General features: G+C 51.3%; 17 protein-coding genes and 1 pseudogene. 5 read left to right on the forward strand and 13 right to left on the reverse strand.

Features of this window, described 5'->3' with window-relative positions; all coding sequences use genetic code 11:
• Positions 1–8: 8 nt before the first annotated feature.
• The 6 genes from ABXJ76_RS14855 to ABXJ76_RS14880 all read right to left on the reverse strand — a co-directional run bounded on the left by ABXJ76_RS14855 (position 9) and on the right by ABXJ76_RS14880 (position 9,815).
• Positions 9–4,970, reverse strand: a complete 4,962-nt coding sequence (locus tag ABXJ76_RS14855; RefSeq protein WP_432741507.1) for a heavy metal translocating P-type ATPase — start codon at positions 4,968–4,970, stop codon at positions 9–11.
• 280 nt (positions 4,971–5,250) lie between these two features.
• Positions 5,251–5,397 (reverse strand): hypothetical protein, encoded by a 147-nt coding sequence (locus ABXJ76_RS14860; protein ID WP_432741508.1) that lies wholly within the window; start codon positions 5,395–5,397, stop codon positions 5,251–5,253.
• Between the two features lie 77 nt (positions 5,398–5,474).
• Positions 5,475–6,581 (reverse strand): copper resistance protein B, encoded by a 1,107-nt coding sequence (locus ABXJ76_RS14865; RefSeq protein ID WP_432741509.1) that lies wholly within the window; start codon positions 6,579–6,581, stop codon positions 5,475–5,477.
• A 47-nt stretch (positions 6,582–6,628) separates the two neighbouring features.
• Positions 6,629–8,374 carry a copper resistance system multicopper oxidase gene (locus ABXJ76_RS14870; RefSeq protein WP_432741510.1) on the reverse strand — a complete coding sequence of 582 codons (1,746 nt, stop codon included), beginning with the start codon at positions 8,372–8,374 and terminating at the stop codon, positions 6,629–6,631.
• 301 nt (positions 8,375–8,675) lie between these two features.
• On the reverse strand, positions 8,676–8,951 hold the full coding sequence (locus tag ABXJ76_RS14875) for a hypothetical protein (RefSeq protein WP_432741511.1): 276 nt from the start codon (positions 8,949–8,951) through the stop codon (positions 8,676–8,678).
• A 222-nt stretch (positions 8,952–9,173) separates the two neighbouring features.
• Positions 9,174–9,815 carry a c-type cytochrome gene (locus tag ABXJ76_RS14880; protein ID WP_432741513.1) on the reverse strand — a complete coding sequence of 214 codons (642 nt, stop codon included), beginning with the start codon at positions 9,813–9,815 and terminating at the stop codon, positions 9,174–9,176.
• A 155-nt stretch (positions 9,816–9,970) separates the two neighbouring features.
• Here ABXJ76_RS14880 and ABXJ76_RS14885 point away from each other — a divergent pair, with 155 nt between their 5' ends.
• Entirely contained in the window at positions 9,971–10,648 is a 678-nt protein-coding gene (locus ABXJ76_RS14885) for a heavy metal response regulator transcription factor (RefSeq protein WP_432741515.1), read from the forward strand.
• Positions 10,645–12,036, forward strand: coding sequence for a heavy metal sensor histidine kinase (locus ABXJ76_RS14890; RefSeq protein WP_432741517.1), 1,392 nt, complete (start codon positions 10,645–10,647; stop codon positions 12,034–12,036). The genes ABXJ76_RS14885 and ABXJ76_RS14890 overlap by 4 nt, the downstream gene beginning before the upstream one ends.
• A 319-nt stretch (positions 12,037–12,355) precedes the next feature.
• On the opposite strand, the gene ABXJ76_RS14895 is transcribed toward ABXJ76_RS14890, so the two are convergent.
• The 6 genes from ABXJ76_RS14895 to ABXJ76_RS14920 form a co-directional block, all read right to left on the reverse strand.
• The gene (locus tag ABXJ76_RS14895; protein WP_432741519.1) at positions 12,356–13,681 is read right to left on the reverse strand and encodes an HD-GYP domain-containing protein; all 1,326 of its coding nucleotides are present in this window, start codon (positions 13,679–13,681) and stop codon (positions 12,356–12,358) included.
• A complete protein-coding gene (locus tag ABXJ76_RS14900) occupies positions 13,678–14,151 on the reverse strand; it encodes a carboxymuconolactone decarboxylase family protein (protein ID WP_432741521.1) in 474 nt (157 codons plus the stop codon). Before ABXJ76_RS14900 ends, ABXJ76_RS14895 begins: the two co-directional genes overlap by 4 nt.
• Positions 14,152–14,172: 21 nt before the next feature.
• Entirely contained in the window at positions 14,173–15,117 is a 945-nt protein-coding gene (locus ABXJ76_RS14905) for an IS1595 family transposase (RefSeq protein ID WP_432741523.1), read from the reverse strand.
• Positions 15,118–15,360: 243 nt separating this feature from the next.
• A complete protein-coding gene (locus tag ABXJ76_RS14910; RefSeq protein WP_432741525.1) occupies positions 15,361–15,711 on the reverse strand; it encodes a hypothetical protein in 351 nt (116 codons plus the stop codon).
• 24 nt (positions 15,712–15,735) lie between these two features.
• A complete protein-coding gene (locus tag ABXJ76_RS14915; protein ID WP_432741527.1) occupies positions 15,736–16,092 on the reverse strand; it encodes a hypothetical protein in 357 nt (118 codons plus the stop codon).
• Between the two features lie 88 nt (positions 16,093–16,180).
• Complete coding sequence (locus ABXJ76_RS14920) at positions 16,181–16,456, reverse strand: hypothetical protein (protein ID WP_432741529.1); 276 nt, start codon at positions 16,454–16,456, stop codon at positions 16,181–16,183.
• Positions 16,457–16,839: 383 nt separating this feature from the next.
• Between ABXJ76_RS14920 and ABXJ76_RS14925 the strand changes: the two genes are divergently transcribed.
• The 3 genes from ABXJ76_RS14925 to cueR all read left to right on the forward strand — a co-directional run bounded on the left by ABXJ76_RS14925 (position 16,840) and on the right by cueR (position 20,538).
• The gene (locus ABXJ76_RS14925; protein WP_432741531.1) at positions 16,840–17,664 is read left to right on the forward strand and encodes a class I SAM-dependent methyltransferase; all 825 of its coding nucleotides are present in this window, start codon (positions 16,840–16,842) and stop codon (positions 17,662–17,664) included.
• Between the two features lie 188 nt (positions 17,665–17,852).
• Positions 17,853–20,051: a heavy metal translocating P-type ATPase gene (locus tag ABXJ76_RS14930; RefSeq protein WP_432741533.1), complete on the forward strand. Its 2,199-nt coding sequence runs from the start codon at positions 17,853–17,855 to the stop codon at positions 20,049–20,051.
• 91 nt (positions 20,052–20,142) lie between these two features.
• Entirely contained in the window at positions 20,143–20,538 is a 396-nt protein-coding gene (gene cueR, locus ABXJ76_RS14935) for a Cu(I)-responsive transcriptional regulator (protein WP_432741535.1), read from the forward strand.
• A 159-nt stretch (positions 20,539–20,697) separates the two neighbouring features.
• Here the strand turns inward: cueR and ABXJ76_RS14940 are convergent.
• Positions 20,698–21,444 (reverse strand): annotated as a pseudogene (locus tag ABXJ76_RS14940) (transposase); the annotation flags it as partial.
• Between the last annotated feature and the right edge of the window lie 15 nt (positions 21,445–21,459).

A 21,459-nucleotide genomic window follows, 5' to 3' on the forward strand; every position in this document is an offset into this window, starting at 1 on the left:
CTGATATTTTATAACGATAATTTTCTAAGTCGTAGCGCATTCATAATGACTGAAACCGAACTAAAACTCATCGCTGCCGCCGCAATCATCGGTGAAAGCAAAATGTCGAAGTACGGATACAGCACACCGGCTGCAACAGGAATGCCGAGCGCATTGTAAATGAACGCAAAGAACAGGTTCTGGCGGATATTACTCATGGTCGCTTGACTTAAGAGCCGTGCCCTGGCAATTCCACGTAGATCGCCTTTGACCAGCGTGACGCCTGCACTTTCCATCGCGACATCGGTGCCCGTACCCATGGCAATACCTACATGTGCCTGTGCCAGTGCCGGTGCATCGTTGATTCCATCACCCGCCATTGCTACGATATGACCCTCGGCCTGCAATTGTTTGATGAAAGCGGTTTTCTGATCGGGTAATATTTCCGCTTCAACCCGGTCTATGCCGAGTTTTTTTGCCACTGCATTGGCTGTGGTTTTGTTATCACCGGTTAGCATAACGACTTTTATCCCTGCTTCATGCAGAGCTTTCAGCGCTTCCGGTGTTGACGATTTGATGGGATCGGCAACACTGATAAATCCGCCAAGCTTCCCGTCCACGGCAACAAACATGACAGTTTCTCCATCCAGCCGGAGCTCGTCTGCCTGTTTTATTAAAGGCGATGTATCAATATTCTGCGCTGCCATTAATTTGGCATTACCCAGTGCAACCTGACGGCCTAAAATCCTGCCACTCACACCTTGACCGGTTACCGATTCAAATTGTTCTCCGGCATCCAGCTTGATGCCTTTTTCTTCAGCACCTTTAACAATGGCGGCGGCAAGCGGGTGTTCGCTGGCCCGTTCCAGACTCGCGCCCAGATACAATACGTCTTCTTCGGAAAAATTATTGCAGGCGATGACCGACATCAGACGAGGTTTACCTTCGGTCAACGTGCCGGTTTTATCGACCACTAAGGTATCTATTTTTTCCATGATTTCCAGCGCTTCGGCATTTTTAATCAATACTCCGAGCTGAGCGCCCCTGCCGGTACCGACCATAATCGACATCGGCGTGGCAAGACCGAGAGCGCAGGGGCAAGCGATAATAAGCACAGCTACCGCATTGACAATAGCATGAGCCAATCGCGGTTCAGGCCCCCACTGCCACCAGACGATCAAGGTAATGATGGCAATGATGATAACAGCCGGTACAAACCAGGCGGCAACCACATCCACCAGTTTCTGGATCGGCGCCCGGCTGCGCTGTGCTTCGCTGACCATCTTCACGATCCGGGCCAGCAACGTTTCGCCGCCGACCTTTTCGGCGAGCATCAGCAGGCTGCCGGTGCCGTTGACGGTAGCGCCTATCAGTTTATCTCCTGTATTTTTTTCCACCGGGATAGACTCGCCGCTCACCATCGATTCATCGACGCTGCTATAACCTTGCTGCACGACACCGTCCACAGGAACTTTTTCGCCAGGCCGGACGCGCAACACATCGCCCGGTTGCACCTGTGATAACGGAATGTCTTGTTCATTGCCGTCGTCTGTCACCCGACGCGCTGTTTTCGGCGCCAATTCAAGCAACATCTTGATAGCCTGATTGGTGCGGCTTCGCGCCCGTAACTCCAATACTTGCCCCAGCAGCACCAATGCAGTAATGACGGCAGCGGCTTCGAAATAGACCGCCACCTTGCCCTCTGTGTTGCGCATAATTACGGGGAAAATGTCCGGTGCAAAGGTGGCCGTCACGCTGTAAATCCAGGCAACGCTGATACCCAAGGAGATCAGTGTAAACATGTTTAAATTACGACTGATAATAGACTGCCAGCCGCGCTGAAAGAAGGGCCAGCCGCCCCATAAAACCACCGGCGTGGCTAACGCAAATTCTATCCATTGCAGCCAGTGGACGAAGAAAATCCCAGTAATCAAGCCCGGCATCAGATCATGAGCCATCGCCAACATGAACACCGGTATCGACAGCGCGGTACTGAGCCAAAACCTTCGGCTCATAGTGGTGAGTTCTTTGTTTTCCTGATCCTCCGCTGAAACGTCTCGGGGCTCCAGAGCCATGCCGCACTTGGGACAGGAACCCGGTTCACTGCGAATGATTTCAGGATGCATCGGACACACATATTCAGCATGAATTTCGACAGCCTTGCTTTCCATCGGAGCCAATAGTTCAAGGACCATCCCGCATTTTGGGCAGTTGCCAGGGTTTTCCAGGCGAATTTCAGGATGCATGGGGCAGGTATAAATTTTTTCATTGGCGTATTTTTTCATTGCCTTATCCTTTGTTACGCGGGGACTACGGATGACTTTTCTGAGTTCCAGTATAATCAGCGGTATAAATCCAACCCCGATCCACGACACGCACTGATGTAGAGAAACCGGCTCGATCTGGAACAGTATTTGCAGCATGGGGACATGATGTATTGCCAACTGCAAGGAAAAACTCACCGCCACTACCAGAAACAGGCGCATATTGGAAAACAGGCCCATCTGCCAGAGGGTGCGCTGCTCGCTCCGTGCGCCGAAGGCGCGCAGCAGTCCGGTGATCACCAGGGCGGTAAAAGCAGCATCGCGGGCTTGCTCAAGACTGTTGCCGATTATATAGAATTCATAGGCAAACACGCCGAGAGTAACGCTGGCGGCCAGCAAGCCGGTGAACAGGGTTAGTTTGAGTAAATCCCGGTTGAGTAGCGCTGACTGGGATTGTCGCGGTGGGCGATTCAATACCCCTGGGTCAATCGGATCGGTCGCCAGGGCTAACGCTGCAAAGCCGTCTGTCACCAGATTGATCCACAGAAGGTGCAGCGGCAAAAGCGGCAGCGGCCAGCCCAGCAAGACTGCGATCAGCATCACGATCAATTCGCCGGTACTGCTACCCAACAGATAGGCTAAAGTTTTGGCAATGTTGTCATAAATGCCTCGTCCTTCTTCTACGGCAGCGACGATGGAGGCAAAGTTGTCATCGGTGATGATAATGTCGGCGGCCTCCTTGGTCACCTCGGTGCCGGTGAGGCCCATAGCGATACCGATGGACGCCTCTTTTATCGCAGGAGCATCGTTAACCCCGTCCCCGGTCATCGCCACTACTGCGCCCCGCGCCTTCCATGCGCGGACAATACGGAGCTTGTGCTCGGCGGTAACCCGCGCATAAACCGAAACTTGCGATACACGCTCCTTCAGCGCTTCGTCGTCCAAGCGGTCAAGCTCGGCTCCTACGAGAACTTCATCGCCCTTGCCCAGAATGCCCAGTTCATGGCCTATTGCCCATGCAGTGTCTGGATGATCGCCGGTGATCATCACGGTTTTGATGCCGGCCCGTTTGCATTTGGCCACAGCCTCCTTTGCCTCGCCTCGGGGTGGATCATGTAAGCCTATGAGTCCTAACAAGGTCAGTCCCTGCTCGATCTCCATATCATTTACGCTCGCACCTTCTTCGAAACTAAAGTTGTCCAGGGAGCGTTCAGCGACGGCAAGCACACGCAGGGCATCGTGCGCCCGTAAGGCATTGGCTTGTATCATTCGGCTACGGTCATTCTCGGTCAATTCTCTTACTCCCTGATCGGTTCGAATCAGGGTGCAACGGCTGAGAATAACTTCGGGCGCACCTTTGACGAACGCCCAGGAACGGCTTTCCCTGCTACGGATGACAGTCATACGTTTGCGGTCGGAATCGAAAGGCACAGTAGCCAGGCGCGGCATTTCAGTCTCGAAGACCCCACGGGTAATACCGCCTTTTGCGGCGGCCACTAGCAGTGCTCCTTCGGTAGGATCACCCACGACTCCAGGCCGGTTAGCTATTAGAGTCAGTTCGGCATTGTTACAGGCGACCGATGCACGCAGCAAGGCCAGGAGATCAGGACTTTCCGACGGCAGGTTTTCCACATTGCCGGAAAAGAATGCGCCTTCCGTAGCGTAACCCTCACCGGTGACGCGATACAAGCTAGTTGAGGTAATCAACTTGCGGACGGTCATTTCACCCATCGTCAGGGTGCCGGTCTTATCTGTGCAGATAACCTGAGCACGGCCTAGCGTTTCAACCGAGGCCAGGCGCCGCACCAATGCATGACGCTGCGCCATACGTTGCACACCCAAAGCGAGCGCGATAGTTACCACCGCAGGCAGCCCCTCGGGGATAGCCGCTACCGCAAGACTCACCGAACTCAAGAAAAGCTCAAACGGCACAATTCCGCGCAATAATCCAAGACCGAAAATCAACGCGACAATGCCGAAACAGGCCATCAACAGCAGGCGCCCTACCCGGTCAAGTTGGCGTTGCAACGGGGTTTCTCCACTTTCGGCGGTCTCCAGAAGTTTAGCGATATGGCCGAGTTCCGTCTCCATGCCGGTATTAACCACCAAAGCGCGGCCGGAACCTCCTGTCACGCTAGTGCCGAGAAAGACCATGTTGTTCCGCTCCGCCAGTGGCGTTTCCAGAGCCAAGCCGCCGGTAAACTTGCCTACGGCTTGCGATTCACCAGTGAGCGGCGCTTCGTTGATACGAAGAACCGATACCTGGATCAGCCGAGCATCTGCTGCGATCAGATCCCCGCCCTCCAGCAGCAGGATATCGCCAGGAACAATTTCGGTCGCGGCGACCACCGCGCTATGGCCCCCGCGCATCACGCGGCAATGGGGCGCTGTCAGACGAGCCAACGCAGCCGCCGCCTTTTCGGCGCGATACTCCTGAATAAAACCGATCACCGCGTTCAGGATTACGATGGCAATAATAGCGATGCCGTTTATGGTTTCGCCCAATGCGGCGGAAATAGCAGCTGCGCCAATCAGCACCCAAATAACCAGACTTTTAAACTGGCTTATAAAAATGACCAACGCCGAAAATCGCTTGCCCTTGCGTAGTTTATTTTGCCCGTACCGGGCGAGCCGCTGTTTCGCTTCATTAAGAGAAAGTCCCTGCTCCACATCGGTCGCAAGAAGGCTTACGGCTTCGGTAATCGATAGTTTGTGCCATGCGTTCATAGCGGAGTTCCTCCTTAGGAATGAAAACTAAATAACCCGAACACTTTGAGACTGCCAATGGTGGGCTACGACGTGTACAACATTCAGTAAATGCTTAAACATCAGCCAGGGTGGACAGGCTTTTTTGCCCACTGTTTACAACACCAAAAGTATGGATTCATCAATGTGGTGGTGAACAACGGCTATATCTCTTAACTTGTGGGCAGTGACCCTAAGTATAGATCTCCAACAATCCTAACAAAACTCTGTTAACTGATCCATTTGAATTTCCATCATGTATTTATACATCATTGCGAGGGGATGAAAGTATTCCCACCCCCTGCGCTTGTACGGCTAGCCTCATATCCATCGGATGCGGGTTCATCCCGCTATAGGCGGTCACTAAACCAAGAGCCAAAAGCAGGGTAATCAATAATTTAGTTTTCATTGGGGTTTCTCCAGAGTAATTCAATAGTTACAATGGCATTGCATCGCCCCCAAAACGTATGGAGAAACGCCGAAGGCTCAGAACCAGAAACGCACCCCGGCAACGAGTCGCGCTTCCTCGGCATCTTTACCGGCAGCCCGTATATTATCTGCTGCCGAACCAAACCTGCTGGCCCATTCAATGCCGACATAGGGGGCAAATTCCCGTCGAATCTCGTAACGCAGGCGCAGACCTGCTTCAATATTGGACAAACCGCTACTTACGTCTCGCGTATCGTCTCGTTGGCTATAAAAATTCGTCTCAATACGTGGCTGCAAAATGAGTTTTTGAGTTAGCAATAAATCGTATTCTGTTTCGAGCCGGAATGCGCTACGCCCTTGTTCGTTGACATAAGCCGTCGCTTCCACATACAGCCAATAAGGTGCCAGCCCTTGAATACCGAAGGCGAACCAGCCACGATCCGTGCCCTTGCCGCTGTCGTAACGCACCCCCAATTGAGTGTCCCAATAAGCGGTAATCGCATGCGCCCAAAGCAACTCGTTGCGTGCGTCTTTAAATGTACCGCTCTCAATCTCACCTTCGGCTCTGATAAGTGCGCGATCATAAGTCTGACCATACCAGGCCTGCCAGTCATAGGTCATAGCGGTGCTCCCGCGAGTAGTTACACTTTCAAGCCGATCGACCAGCAACGAGCCAAAACTATCTTCATCGCCCATCCTTGGTCGTGGAATCGGGCCGAAGTCGTAGCCATCTGAATAGGCGTGCGGATCGCGAGCATCGGGTGGGGCCGAGCCATCCTGCATGGACATGGAACCATGGTCCGCATCATCACCGCCGTGATTCATGTTGCTCATGTCACCGGCTTTCCCGGAAGTTGCGCCACCGTGGTTCATGTTATGCCCTGAACCTGGTGCCGTGCCCTGCATGGAATGATGATTCATCTTGCTGTGATCCATGCCTGGCATCGCCCCTATCTCCTCGGATGCTTTTGCCTGCGCTGGCTTTGATTTTGTCCCGGACTTTACTTCACGCCGCTTCTGCTCCGTCTGTGCGGAATGATTGGCGTGGTCGGCGTGAACTGGGTTCGTTTGCGCGTTTTCCACCGTCGTTAGGTCTTGCGCCCAGACGGAAGATAGTTTGAGAACCATCAAGGCGGCGATCAAATTTACTCGACGGTTCATCATCGTTTCCTGCTTCACTATTCGATTACTCCTGTTTGATTGCACCCTACTCAGGCCACAACTACTTCACGCATCATGCCTGCATGCATGTGCAAGAACAGGTGGCAATGCCACGCCCAACGGCCCAAGCCGTCGGGGGTGACGAGGAAAGTGACTCGCTGCGCCGGTTGTACAATAATGGTGTGTTTGCGTACCTGAAAGCGTCCGTCCGGGCTTTCCAACTCGCTCCACATGCCATGCAAATGCATGGGATGAGTCATCATCGTGTCATTGACGAAGATCACGCGCAGCCGTTCACCATGGTGAAAATGCACCGGCGTGGACTTACCGAACTCAAGGCCATCCAATGACCAGCTATAACGCTCCATGTTGCCGGTGAGATGGAGCTCAATTTCCCGACCGGGTTTTCTGGGATCTAGCGACCCTCCGATCGTGTGCAGATCGGCATAAGTCAGCACTCGACGGCCATTGTCGCGCAGGCCGATACCGGGGTCATCCAGATTGGTGCGCGGCGTGTCCACACGCATGTCTACGCTGGCGCCATATTCGGTACTGGCGTGGCGCACACGCACCTGTCCGCCGCCCATGGCGTGGGCGCTGTGATCCATAACCATACCGTCGTGATTCATCCCCGCCATCCCGGCACTGCCCATGTCGCCCATCATATCCCCCATGGTGAGCGGTTCGGGTTTATCAGGCGAAGGCACCGCCGCCGTCATGCCGACACGCGTTGCCAGCGTGCCGCGGGCATAGCCGGTACGGTCCATCGACTGGGCAAAGAGGGTATAAGCCCCTTCTTCTGGGGTAACGATGACATCGTAGGTCTCGGCTGGTCCGATGCGGAATTCGTCCACTGTGACCGGCTCAACGTTCTGTCCGTCGGTCTGAACCACCGTCATCTTGAGACCCGGTATGCGCACATCGAAAAACGTCATCGCGCCTGAGTTGATGAAACGCAGCCGCACCTTCTCGCCCGGACGGAACAGCCCGGTCCAGTTACCGGCCGGAGTGGTTCCGTTCATCAGGTAGGTATAGGTATAAGCGGAAATATCGGCCAGATCAGTCATATTCATGCGCATCATGTTCCACATATGCCGCTTTTGGATAGCCGATACAACTCCCTCACCAGCCGTATCATGAAAGAAATCGACTGCCGTCGGCTGGTTGAAGTTGTAGTAGTCGCTTTGGTTCTTGAGCTTATCGAAGACCCGCATCGGGTCTTCGTCGGTCCAGTCGGATAACTGCACCACGTAGTCGCGATCGGCCCGGATCGGGTCAACGCCAATCGGGTCAACGATGATCGCGCCGTACAATCCGGTCTGCTCCTGCATGCCGGAATGGGAATGGTACCAGTAGGTGCCGAATTGTTGTACCTTGAAGCGATAGGCGAAGGTTTCCCCCGGCGCGATGCCTTTAAAACTGATACCCGGCACCCCATCCATTTGATAAGGCGGGAGGATACCATGCCAATGAATTGAGGTTTCCTCGGCGAGGCGGTTGGTGACACGAAGCGTCACCGTATCCCCCTCGCGCCAGCGCAGTGTAGGCGCCGGAATCGAACCATTAATGGTGGTTCCCAGTCGTGGCGCACCGGTAAAATTGACGGGGGTTTCCGCTATCGCAAGGTCAAACTCCGTGCCTGTAAGTATCTCGGCTAACTGCATTGTTTCCTTGGCCTGAGCCGTTCTGATCCACGGCGGTAGCCCTAATAGAATACCGCCGGCGGCCAGTCCTTCAATGAAGCGCCGACGGGAAGGATTAGGCAATAGTAGCGAAGGTTTGGAAATATGTTTCATTGTGATGTGTCCTCAGACAAGAAATCGTATTCGGCCCAGGTTGCCGGAAGTCGTAGGTTGGGTTAGGCGGTAGCCGTAACCCAACCTATCAATACGGCAAATGTCGGGTTACGCTATCGCTAACCCAACCTACACACTTTAATGGCTATGTCCGCCGCTGCTGCCACGAGATGAACGACTGTCATCTTTAGATCTATTGGAATCTGTTGCGCACGCAGAAACAGCGACTAAAAAAAGGGTGATTAATGCAAATTTCATATATTTCATAGGATTCTCAGTAATATTATTTAGTATGGATTTCTTATTTAGCGTCAGTATGTTCGTGCGCATGACCGTCAGATGAGGCTGACCCGGAACGACTCGCGTTAATTTTCGAGTTGGGCGACACCCCTTGGGACGCCGTGACTTTGCCAGCCGGCTTGTCGATTTTCTGCACGGGTTCCTTGACCGTCGGGGCTTCGGCGGCAGTCGGCGCTGGCATCGCGCCATGGCCGCCATGAGCGTCGTGGTCTGTAGCGGCGATGCTGTGTGCAGAAAAGACTGCGGCGACGAGGGTGACGATAATCAAACTTTTCATGGGTTTTCTCCTGGGGTTTAGTGGATTTGGCTCGGTAGGATGGGTAGAGGCGATAGCCCGAAACCCATCGAAACCCATTTTCACCGATGCGATGGGTTTCGCGGTGCTCTACCCATCCTACCGCGCTGTTTCCGGGTTGATTTGAGTGTGACCAGTTTAAACGGTTGTTCCTTACGGGAGGCTGACCGAGACATTACATTTCCGTAATCTTCCGAAACTTGGTCAGCGCTTATGAACGCCGTGCTTGTGGGAATGCGGTTTTGTATCATGAGGGTGTTCGGCGCCGGACTTGTTTCCCATTTCGGCTTCGTGCCCTTCCAGACCGCCATGGGAATGCCCATCGCTGGCCTCGACTTGCCGGTGATACTCTTCAGGGGAAAGGCTGGTCATGATCTTAAGGAAAGCCGTCAGATCCCATATCGCCTCGTCCTCCATGCCGCCTTTCGACCAAGCCGGCATGCCGGACGCCTTGACGCCGTGCTTGACGATCCAGAACCGGCGGGCATCCGTCCGGTCGGAATCGGCGGCATTGGCAGGTCTGGAAAGATTCGACGGGGTCGGATAGAGGCCTTTTCGGATTTCGGAATCTTCGATGCCGGGTGAGAGGTGGCAGTTCGCGCACATGGCGTCGTAGTTGCCGGCGCCCCGGCGAATCCGGTCGGCGTCGGACAAGTCGTCCGGAGGAACGATGCCGGTGGCTCTGCGCGCGATGGACTGTTCCCGCGCCCACTCAATAAGGCGGTGGACGGCGGGGCTGTGGGGCTTATCGGCCGCCATATCGATCGCTCCGGCCTGGAGCAGGCCAATCACCGTTACGGCGCCGAGGCCAAGGACGCCAAATGCGCCCAGCAGAATTTTTTTCATGGAAACTTCTCGCAGATTGTTTGTAGGTGTATTTTATGACATCCCAGTTAACGGGAACCTGACTCACAAATTACATTTACGTAATCTGCGAGACCTAGTCTCGCCACCGGTGTAAAATGGCATTAATACGAGACAAATTACGCTGTGGAGTACGCATGAAAATTCTGATCGTGGAAGACGAACCCAAAATCGGAGATTACCTGAGACAGGGCCTGGTCGAGGCTGGCTTCGTCGTTGATTTGGCTCGGGATGGGCTGGATGGTTTGCATTTGGCCCTCACCGAAGCCTACGATCTGGCAATTTTGGATGTGATGCTGCCGGGCATCGACGGCTGGCAGGTGCTGCAAGGTATCCGTCGCTCGGGTAAGGAAATGCCTGTGCTCTTTCTCACGGCCCGCGACAGTGTGGATGATCGGGTCAAAGGGCTAGAACTCGGAGCCGACGACTATCTGGTGAAGCCTTTCGCCTTTTCCGAACTGCTGGCCCGTGTCCGAACCCTGCTCCGGCGCGGAGGGATGGCCAAGGAGCCCGAGTTTCTGCGAGCCGCCGACCTCGAACTCGACCTAATGCGGCGCCGGGTGACCCGGTCGGGTAAGAAGATCAATTTAGCATCCAAGGAATTCGCCCTGTTGGAACTCCTGTTGCGACGCCAGGGCGAGGTGCTTCCACGTTCCCTGATTGCCTCCCAGGTCTGGGACATGAACTTCGACAGCGACACCAATGTGATCGAGGTTGCCATCCGACGTCTGAGGGCAAAAGTCGATGATAGTTTCGAGCCGAAACTGATCCACACCGTCCGCGGCATGGGCTACGTGCTGGAGGCAGCCGAGTGAGGCGGATCGGGCGCAAATCCATCACGTTCCGGTTGACCCTGCTGTTCGCGTCGGCCTCGACGACGGTACTCCTGCTGTTGGGGCTGCTGATCGGCTCGCTCGTCGAGCGGCATTTCGAAGAGTTGGACATGGAATTGCTCGGCGGCAAACTGGAACTTCTCCGCCACACCTTGAAGAAAGTTCGATCCGATCAGGAACTGGAGGCGCTGCCGGGGCAACTTCAAGATTCCATGGTGGGACACCCCGGTTTGGTGGTGATCGTTTTGAAGCCGGGTGGTCAGACCCTGTATTCGACTGAAGGTGCGAAGTTACCGGAAGAGCTGCTTGCCGGAGTCAGAGAGAAACCCCTTCGCCCGATGCTCTGGACCGACCCTGAGAACCATCGCTATCGCGGGATTTCCGCCGAAGTGCCGACCAGTATCGAAGGCGTGACTCCGGTGGTCGTGGCCGTGTCCACCGACCTGTCGCACCACGAGCATTTCATGCACTCGTTTCAGACGGCGTTGTGGACGGTCATGGGCCTGGCGGCGCTGCTGACCGGCTTTCTCGGTTGGGTGGCGGCACGCCAGGGACTGGCGCCCCTTCGGGACATCAGTCGTAGCGCTGCGGGCATCACCGCGAACCGCCTCGACCAACGACTGCCTTTAGCCTCCATTCCCGTCGAACTGGCCGAGGTGGCGGAAACCCTGAACAAAATGCTGGCACGACTCGAAGAATCCTTCCGTCGGCTGTCCGACTTTTCCTCGAATATCGCCCACGAGTTGCGCACGCCGGTCAGCAATCTGTTGACACAAACCCAGGTTACTTTGTCCAAGACCCGGACACTCGACAAATACCAGGACGTACTGGCTTCCAACGCGGAAGAGTTCGAGCGTCTGTCGCGGATGATTGCCGACATGCTGTTCCTGGCCAAATCGGACAACAACCTCATCGTCCCCCATCGCGAGAAGGTCGATTTGGTGGTGGAGGTGAGTAGCCTATTCGACTTTTACGAAGCGTTGGTCGAGGAAAAGGGAGTCAGTCTGACCTATTCCGGAAAGGGTACTGTTTTCGGCGACAGATTGATGCTGCGCAGAGCGGTCAACAATCTGCTCTCAAATGCGGTGCGCCATACGCCGGAAGGGGGAAGGATAGCCGTTCGCGTTGACGATTCCGACGTCTCGACCGTCGTTTTGTCGGTGCAAAACACCGGAGAAACCATCGCCCCTGAGCATTTGCCGCGTCTGTTCGACCGCTTCTACCGGGCACACGCATCAAGGCAGCGTTTTGGCGAGGGCGCAGGACTTGGCTTGGCGATCACGCGTTCTATCGCGCACGCCCATGGCGGAGAGGCTTTGGCGCATTCGGAGGGCGGCTTCACGACGTTTGAGATTCGGCTTCCGGTTTGAACGATGATAATGGATTTTCTAAAGAAGCTCCGGAGCCTATGGGTTCAGGATTGATCCGACACCCATACGCATCAACTTACCTGGTTAGCAAGATGCTTCAGCCAACACTAAAAAATCGTCGTTCTGGCATGGATTGCGGCTGTGTTGTGGGGGCGACTTTAGTCGCCCCCACAACAGCTCGTAGTGCGGCATTGGTTTGTCGGGTTACGCTACGCTGCTCCTGCATTGCTCTATCTCCTGCATAACCCACAGGGATGTGGGAAATGCAGATTTTGCATGGAGCAAAATATCTGCCCTTGCAGTCGTAACCCGACCACTGCTATGTGTCTTGGCGCCGACTGCCGATAGCAGTGGCCAAAAAATAGGGAGCGATGAGATGTTGCAGCATCGCCTCAATCCGGTGTTCCTCAAAGCCACTCATTTCCTCGTGAAGACGGAGTGCAATCAGCGCAAAAGCACTCACCAACTGCGGGTCGAAGTGGCTGCCGCTGTCCCGTTTTAACGCAGCAATGGCGTCAACTGCTGTCCACGATTCCTTGTACGGACGTTTGGAAGTCAGGGCGTCGAACACATCCACAATAGCAAATATCCGCGCATTCAGGGGAATTGCTTCACCCTTTAACCCTTGCAGGTAGCCGCTTCCGTCGTATTTCTCATGATGAAATTCGACTACGTCCAACGCCCCCATGAGCCAACTTGATTTGCTCAGAATATCCACACCCAGCGATACATGAGTTTTCATCACCTTAAACTCTTCCGGCGTCAACTTGCCCGGTTTAAGCAAAATTTGATCTCGGATGCCTATCTTGCCGACATCATGCAAAAAAGCGCCGCCAATCAGGTCGTGGATACTTTCGCAGGAAAGCCCGATTGCCTCGCCAAGCCGCAACGCATAAAACGTCACCCGGTAGTTATGGCTATTGGTATCGGAGTCGCGTTCGGCAATCGCACAACCGAGTACATTCATTAGTTCCAAGTTGCCCGTCAGTAAATCGCCGGATAGTTTAATCAGCCCCTTATTGAGCGTCAGGATAATTGGATACATCAAGAGGGTGGTAAACGTGATGCCGAGGGTAGCAAACAGAAGCTTGCGAAGCAGGTCGTCCTTGATCGAGTCTAGGGTATCCCGATCCACCTGATAGATGCCTTCGAAATAACCTGTCAGTGAATCCAGGTCGGTTTTTAAAGGAACCAGAATGACCAGCAGCAATTCGCCACGAATAAGGTGGAACTGATGGGTAAATTCACCCTCCTGTGGAAATCGATGACGATAGGAGTTGATCCCTTGTTCGGCAAACTCCTGCCCTTGCCGAATAGTTTCGAGCTGAAGTTGTTTATTGCGGTCATATAGCTCGACGACAAGGAAATGTTGGTTGACCAGTTGCTGTGCCAATTCCGCCAAATGTTGTTGAGCCTTTGAATCCAGCCGTTCCAGATTATGGGCGGACACTCCGCTGAAAGTAGCTGACTCCCTGAGAGCGAGCTCATGCACGAATTGCTGGATGCGATGGACTTCCAGCCATAAAACGACACCGCCGATCGCCACGCTGAGAAACAACCAGCCCAGAAACAGCCGGATCAGGATTTTCCGGTGAATAAACCGGCTCGTAGCAAGCGCCGCTCTCGAATCCGCCCTAGCGTTCATCGGCTTTCCGCGTTGTGGTCTGTACTTTTCGGTAGACGGCAAAATCCTTGTGCAGGCAAATCCAGGGCGCTGTTAAATTTGCTGGATAAATTCTGAAAGGCAATAAGCCCGGTTAGTTCGACTATTTCATCTTCGTTAAAGTATTCATGCAGGCGCTGAGCCAAATCACCGTCAACCTGCCGGTCGGTGTACGTCACCGCTTCGGCATATTCCAGGACGAGCCTTTCTTTGCTATCAAACAACTCGCTTGCTTGCCATTGTTCAAGGGCTTCCACCTTGTTCATGGAGCCTGCTCTTTTCGCCAATACGGCGGAGTTGATATCGATACAAAAACGGCAGCTGTTTATTTGTGACACTCTCACCGTAATCAAGGAGCGCAGAACCGGATCGATAGGGCTGCTTTTTCTATCCAGCACCCCATAGAGTATGGCTATTGCTGCAAACAACTTGGGGACTCTGGCCCAAATCAATGCAGGCTTAAGGATTCCTGATTACCCATAATCCTCAGCCATCTTCAGTAGCCGCATAGGCATAGGTGGTGTTCTGACTGCAACGTAACATAGGCGGGGCAGCATATCCTCAAGGACAAATCGCCGATTGAAGCGATAACAAAATTCTGCCAAATAGCGCGGAAGGTGTTTATGATTGATAGCGTGATAAGTCCCGTCAATCGACCTTTTGACATTACCTATCATCGTATTGACCCAAGTGAAGGGTTCCAGCGAGACACATTCAGGGCCTCCACCGGTTACGATGCTGGTATGCTGGCATCCTGCCTTGGTAACAGCGGCAAAACAGGCCAGTCCGTCCGAGACCACGTGACTGTCGGTGCTAAGATGGCGCTTCGCCCAACGAGTGATTTCTTTGGAGCGGAACCCGTTGACCACAGTCATGTTCATGGCAATAGGATGTCCTTTTTCGTTGACCGACACAGCCGCCACAAAAGGTGTTTTGTTGGGTGAACCCCGTCCACGCTTGCCTCCCCGATGTTCGCCGCCCCAATACACGTCATCCAGTTGGATGACGCCGGATAACGGCTTACTATCATCACGCTCCTTCATTACCTGCATCAGCTTCTGTTTGATGCTCCAGGCGGTATTGTATGAAACACCTAATTGACGGCGCAGTGAAAGGGCAGAAACGCCAGTTTTTGCTTGTGTGGTCAAGTGGATCGCGAGAAACCAAGTTGTTAACGGGAGTTTCGTCGCAGAAAAAATGGTGCCACTAATGAGGGAATGTTGATGGTGGCAGTGATTGCACTGATAAACCACTCGTGTTTTCAGGGAGCAGTAGCTTTGCCCACCGCATTCAGGGCAAACATAGCCTTGAGGCCAGCGCCAATGAAACAAGGCTTTTCGGCATTGCCCTTCACTCCCATAATTTTTCATGAACTCGCCCAGGCTATAGCCTTTTTGAAATTGAACTTTGTTTTTCATGACGTTATCCCATCCGTATGGTAGATACTGTCAGTATAGACATTCTTGTAACATTGGCTGTTCTTTATGGGTAATCAGGTAAGGATTTGTCCGTATTTTCTTTTTTGATTCCAAAAGAATGGACGAAGGTACCATGGATAACTGGAAATGGCTTTTTCTGTGATTCTCATATCATATATCCAAGCAGATATTAAACATCCGGACTCATCCGAAGACGGTACGGGCAATGGCTTGTATGAAACGTTACATCTGGCGATGCAGATTTGCCATACTCATGTTTTCCTCGACAGCTTTTTCATAGACATTAATCAACCTTTGGCAATGATCTATAAAATATTCCACAAAATCATCCGGCATTCTTCCGTAGCGATAGCCTGTTGACCGATATTGGCTAAGAAGCTTCTTGTGCTCATCAACTTTAAGCTGCATTTCTTTGGCCACTTCCTCATAGTGTTGCGCCAGCGCCTCATGATCGGCTTTGGATGTTGCGTTTTGCACGGCTAGGCTCATATCCATCGGATGCGGGTTCATCTCGCTACAGGCGGTCAGTAAACCAACAGCTAAAATCAAGGTAAACAGTAATTTTGTTTTCATAGTTTATTTCCAGAAAAACGGATGTTAGTTTGGTAATCCAGAAGCAATTTGACGGTGCAACCTAGCCATTTCCAAGTTTTCTTGCTCGGCCTCAGCATAGATTTTGATCAATTGTAAACAATGTGTTTCGAATTGAGCATATTGCTCATCTGCTTTGGGAAGAATCGCTTGATATATCCCAAGTTGTTTTTTGTGGTCTTCGAACTTCGCTTTCATTTCATGGGCTATGTATTCGTAATGATCTGCCAGCGCTTCGTGGTCTGTCTTTGTTTTAGCATTATGAATGGCTATGGTCATGTCCATAGGATGAGAACCCAGCTGGGCACAACTCCCCAACAATGCCAGCATTACTAAAATGAGTACAGTTTTCATCATATTCATGGTAGTTCTCCTTATCTAGTTTGGAGAAGGATTCTTACTTCATTGCCAGGGGATGATAGTATTCCCATCCCCTGGCTTATATAAAGCATTACATCTGGCGATGCATCTTAGCCATTTCCAGGTTTTCCTCGGCGGCTTTTTCATAGTCATTAATCAGCCTTTGGCAGTGCGCTTTAAAGTCTTCCGCCTGTCTACCGTAGAGATAGCCTTTTGACTGATACTGGCTAAGCAGTTTCTTGTGCTCATCAACTTTAAGCTGCATTTCTTTGGCCGCTTCCTCATAGTGTTTTGCCAGCGCCTCATGATCGGCTTTGGATGTTGCGCTTTGCACAGCTTGGCTCATGTCCATCGGATGCGGGTTCATCTCCGCGCAAGCGGACAGTAATCCAAGAGTTAAAACTAAGGTAATTAGGGGTTGTGCGCCCTAAACCGCGGAATTTTTCCATATCTTTAAAAATCAATTAGATAGAAAATGATTTTTGAATATTCATGCGTTTTTAACTGGTTGATTTTATTAACTTTAGGAAAATTACGAGGGTTTGCGGTTAGAACCCCTAATCGGACCGTCAATTTATTTCCATGTGAATATGTAGGTCGCGGCACCTCTCCGCCATGGGGGACTTGACATTCCAATAATGTCAAGTGCTAGACTTTCTGTGCCAAAAGATGATACTACATGAGTACTTGGCAAAAATACAGTTCGCTTAATTTCAGCAAATAAAGCCGACAAAACCTTCAGGAGATTCTATGGATAACTACGAAGTAACCAAGATTAAAACTGCTAATGCCTACAATGCAGCAGCCGAATTATTCGACCACCCTGCCAACACATTCTGGAATCGTTTCGGTAATAGTACCGTTGAACGTTTGCAACTTCAGCTAGGAGAGCATGTGTTGGATGTGTGTTCTGGGACTGGCGCTTCGGCGTTGCCAGCGGCTATAAAGGTCGGGCCTCACGGGAAAGTAGTTGCCACCGATTTAGCGGCTAAATTGCTGGCTGAAGCAAAAATTAAGGCCAAAACGAAAAATTTAAAAAATATTGAATTTCGGGTTGGCGACATGCTTTCACTTGATTATGCCGATGCCAGTTTTGATGCGGTAGTCTGCGTTTTCGGTATTTTTTTTGTGCCTGATATGGCTGAAGCGGTAACGGAGCTATGGCGAAAAGTACGTCCAGGGGGGCGGTTAGCCATTACGACATGGGGGGAGAATTTATTTGAACCGGCCAATAGTTTATTTTGGCAAGCCGTGCGAGACGAACGTCCTGATTTATACAAAGGCTTTAATCCCTGGGATCGCATTTCCACACCTGAAAATCTGGGCGAGATGCTGGCAGAAGCGGGCTTACATCAAGTAGAAATTGTTACCGAACTAGCTCTTCACCCGTTAAACACTCCTGATGACTGGTGGATGCTGGTGCTGGGAAGTGGTTATCGGGGTACCTTGGATCAATTAGATCCCATGCAGTTAGAGAGGGTAAAGCAATCCAATTTATCGCAACTACAAACTAAATCGATTACTGGTATCGAAGCAAATGTGATTTATGCAATTGCTAAAAAACCACTGTCTTAATGGCTTATATCTTCATCATAATAGTGACAGACTGGATTCTCAGAACAAGCTGACGGTTCGAGCCGCTATTAGCAATTCAATCGCGAATTTTTTAACAAATTACAACGGAGTTTAAAAAAGAGCTTGACCTTCCCATCGTGGTAAGCCAAATACTTTGATCACATTAATTTACTACAGGAAGCATGCTCATGAATACGACAACCATTGACAAACCAGAAGACAACTCGATTTCCCTAATGATTGAAGGCATGACCTGTATGTCTTGTGCCGGACGAGTGGAAAATGCGCTACGAAAAGTGAAAGGTGTAGTGCATGTGAGTGTGAATTTGGCGACCGAAAGCGCTTTAGTCCGTGTCAGCAAAGCTATCGATGTTGGGGACTTAGTTCAGGCTATCAAAGACATTGGCTATTTTGCGACCCAGCGAAATCAACGCGCAAATAACAAGTCCAATCGCCATGTCGGACTTGCAGTGATTTTTTCAGCACTGCTATCACTGCCATTGATGGCACCCATGCTATTCGAGTTATTTGGTATCCATTTCATGTTGCCAGGCTGGTTGCAAATGGTTCTGGCGACACCGGTCCAATTTGGCTTTGGCGCCCGTTTTTATCGAGCCGGTTGGAAAGCGTTGAAAGCAGGCGTCGGCAATATGGATTTATTGGTGGCGTTGGGTACTAGCGCCGCCTATGGCTTAAGTGTCTATCAGTTAAACACACAAACTTCCGAGCTGATGCCACATTTATATTTCGAAGCTTCGGCCGTGGTGATCAGTTTGGTATTGACAGGCAAATGGCTGGAAGCCTGGGCCAAAAACCAAACTGCTTCGGCTATTCGCGCTTTGCAGGTATTGCAACCGGCAACTGCCCGAGTGCGTCGTGACGGCATAGATCGAGAACTAGCCATCGAAGATGTCAAACTTGGCGATTGGGTGATTGTCCGTCCTGGCGAGTGCATTTCGGTGGATGGCACAATTATTGAAGGGCATAGCCATATTGATGAATCGCTGATTACCGGCGAGAGCGTACCGGTATCTAAACAACCTGGTGATAAGGTTACTGGCGGCTCTATCAATGTGGATGGCTTGGTAATAGTACATACCGATGCCATAGGTTCGGAAACCGCGTTGTCCCGGATAATTCGGCTGATTGAAAATGCTCAATCCGCCAAAGCACCTATCCAGCATTTGGTCGATAAAGTCAGTGCCTGGTTTGTACCTGGGGTATTGATTATCGCTTTAATCACCTTTATCGGTTGGTGGTTCTACAATGGCAATGTTGAAATGGCCATTATCAATGCGGTGTCAGTGCTAGTGATTGCCTGTCCATGTGCACTTGGCTTAGCTACGCCGACTGCACTGATTGCCGGCACGGGGGTGGCTGCCAAATATGGTATTCTGATAAAAGATGCTGAAGCGCTTGAGATTGCTCATCGCATTACGACTGTCATCTTCGATAAAACCGGAACGTTAACACAAGGAGAAGCCTACTTGGTAGACAATATCCCCTGTAACATAGATCGTGACAGATTATTGCAGCTCGCTGTTTCAATGCAGAATGGGAGCGGACATCCGCTCGCTAAAGCTGTAATCGATGCGGCTGACGCCTTGTCCATTAATTCGCTGTCGGCCACAAACTCTAAAGCCTTACCCGGAAAAGGTATTGCTGCAAATGTAGATGGCCTCGAACTGAGATTAGGCAATAGCCGTTTAATGTCTGAACTTGGTATCGAGTTAGGAGAACTAGCTAAGCCCACCGTTCAATTTGAGCAACGGGGCAATAGTATTTCCTGGCTGGCTGAAGTGGGGCTGAATAACAGGATACTGGGCATGATGGCCTTTGGCGATAAAATCAAGCCAAGCGCGCGTCAGGCGGTACAACGTTTGCAGGCCTTGGGTATTTATACCGTATTGCTGACAGGCGATAATTCCGGCAGTGCTACAGCGGTGGGTCGTGCTTTAGGCATTGAACATGTGGTTGCCGAGGTATTGCCTGAAGAAAAAGCCAATCAGGTCGCTTTGTTGAAACAAGCTAATCATCGGGTGGCGATGGTGGGCGACGGCATCAATGATGCCCCGGCGCTGGCTACTGCAGATGTTGGTATTGCGATGGCAAGCGGTACCGATGTGGCCATGCACACGGCAGGAATTACACTTATGAACGGCGATCCGTGCTTGGTTGGCGATGCGATTGATATTTCTCGGAGAACCTACAGAAAAATTATGCAGAACCTGTTCTGGGCGTTCGGTTATAACCTGGCCGCGCTTCCTCTGGCTGCATTTGGCCTACTAAATCCACAGTTAGCGGGTGCTGCAATGGCTTTTAGCTCCCTGAGCGTAATCGGCAATGCCTTACTATTAAGAGGCTGGAAACCTGCTGGTCATATTTGAAGCCTGATCGGCTTTACTGAAACAGTATGTGGATGGGATGCGTCACCCACATTAAAAATGCGTTTTTGTTTTTTCATTTCGGAGAAATATCATGAACATTAGCCAAGCAGCAAAATTGACTGGTGTATCGGCCAAAATGATACGTTATTACGAATGTATCAATTTGATAAAGAAAAGCGTTCGTACCTTGTCGGGTTACCGAACTTATGGCGAAAATGACTTACATGTGTTACGCATGATCAAAAAGTCCCGAAGCCTAGGATTTTCTCTTGATCAAATTCGCGAGTTACTGTCTTTGTGGCAAGATCCCAACCGAGAAAGTGCGGATGTAAAAGCGATTGCACAAGCCCATGTTGATGACCTGAATAAGCGTATTTCTGAATTGAGTGAAATGCGGGATATTCTGGCACAGCTTGCTCAAGCTTGTATTGGTGATCATAGGCCGGAATGTCCGATTATCCAAAGTTTGGCATCGCCTCTTAATTGACTAACTTATTCGGTTTGCCGACGGTCACCTTTTGGCCCAGACTGTGTGAAAAATTCAATTTATGCAAAATATGGCCTTCATAAGGCTATCTAGGACTAGCGGGGGCATCTGCGCAGAAAATTACGGTTAATATTTATTTTCAAGAATTATCAACTGATGTTACGCAGCCAGTAATTTTTGCAACTCTTCATAAGCTATCTGGTTCGCTTTGATAAACAGCTTAGTTCTTAGCGCAAAATGATTGGCCTTGTGTTTTATCTTCAGACATTCCAGCTTGAACACCGCATAGATCGACATGAAGACATGGTTGTTCTGGGTAGTGACCGTACGGGTTGGTGACTTTGCCAACCCCGCATTGGATTTTAATGACTTGTGGAACTCCTCAACTTTCCACCGTTTTTGGTAGATCGTGGCGGCTTGTTCGCCATTGCACGCTAAATCACTGCATACCAAATTCAATAGGCCGATGCTACCGTCTTTGTTTGTAAAGACCCGGCGGACGAAAAGTACCTCATGAGGAAAACCTTTCATCCAACCGCGCACCGCCTGCTGATCCGCCAATTCCAGCTGACTGATCCGTACAAAACGGCCTTCTTTCTTGTCGTCTTCTGTTAAAGCCACCAAGCGGTTATCCTTTAGGGCGCTGATGAAGTGCTTGTCTTTTTTCAGGATGAACTCAAAGTTTTCCTTGCTGGCAAACCAACTGTCCGTCAACACATAGCGGAACTTGATGGCATTCGCCACACTGGTCGCTATCATCTCCCGCATCAGCTCATTTTTGGTGAACTCACTGGCCCGCTTGACCTTGCGGGTCTTCACATCACTGAACTGGTAAGGCTTGCGCACCACTTCAAAGGCGACGGGAATTGAAACTTCCCCACTATAGTATAGGGCGTTCAGCAAATTGGGGTTCTAACCACA

Source organism: Methylobacter arcticus (assembly GCF_050917435.1).
Lineage (GTDB): Bacteria > Pseudomonadota > Gammaproteobacteria > Methylococcales > Methylomonadaceae > Methylobacter_A > Methylobacter_A titanis.

Bases quoted from the DNA above. Each gene is read 5' to 3' on its own strand.
- ABXJ76_RS14855 (WP_432741507.1), bottom strand. From the start codon at position 4,970: ATGAACGCATGGCACAAACTATCGATTACCGAAGCCGTAAGCCTTCTT.
- ABXJ76_RS14860 (WP_432741508.1), bottom strand. From the start codon at position 5,397: ATGAAAACTAAATTATTGATTACCCTGCTTTTGGCTCTTGGTTTAGTG.
- ABXJ76_RS14865 (WP_432741509.1), bottom strand. From the start codon at position 6,581: ATGATGAACCGTCGAGTAAATTTGATCGCCGCCTTGATGGTTCTCAAA.
- ABXJ76_RS14870 (WP_432741510.1), bottom strand. From the start codon at position 8,374: ATGAAACATATTTCCAAACCTTCGCTACTATTGCCTAATCCTTCCCGT.
- ABXJ76_RS14875 (WP_432741511.1), bottom strand. From the start codon at position 8,951: ATGAAAAGTTTGATTATCGTCACCCTCGTCGCCGCAGTCTTTTCTGCA.
- ABXJ76_RS14880 (WP_432741513.1), bottom strand. From the start codon at position 9,815: ATGAAAAAAATTCTGCTGGGCGCATTTGGCGTCCTTGGCCTCGGCGCC.
- ABXJ76_RS14885 (WP_432741515.1), top strand. From the start codon at position 9,971: ATGAAAATTCTGATCGTGGAAGACGAACCCAAAATCGGAGATTACCTG.
- ABXJ76_RS14895 (WP_432741519.1), bottom strand. From the start codon at position 13,681: ATGAACGCTAGGGCGGATTCGAGAGCGGCGCTTGCTACGAGCCGGTTT.
- ABXJ76_RS14905 (WP_432741523.1), bottom strand. From the start codon at position 15,117: ATGAAAAACAAAGTTCAATTTCAAAAAGGCTATAGCCTGGGCGAGTTC.
- ABXJ76_RS14910 (WP_432741525.1), bottom strand. From the start codon at position 15,711: ATGAAAACAAAATTACTGTTTACCTTGATTTTAGCTGTTGGTTTACTG.
- ABXJ76_RS14915 (WP_432741527.1), bottom strand. From the start codon at position 16,092: ATGAATATGATGAAAACTGTACTCATTTTAGTAATGCTGGCATTGTTG.
- ABXJ76_RS14920 (WP_432741529.1), bottom strand. From the start codon at position 16,456: ATGAACCCGCATCCGATGGACATGAGCCAAGCTGTGCAAAGCGCAACA.
- ABXJ76_RS14925 (WP_432741531.1), top strand. From the start codon at position 16,840: ATGGATAACTACGAAGTAACCAAGATTAAAACTGCTAATGCCTACAAT.
- ABXJ76_RS14930 (WP_432741533.1), top strand. From the start codon at position 17,853: ATGAATACGACAACCATTGACAAACCAGAAGACAACTCGATTTCCCTA.
- cueR (WP_432741535.1), top strand. From the start codon at position 20,143: ATGAACATTAGCCAAGCAGCAAAATTGACTGGTGTATCGGCCAAAATG.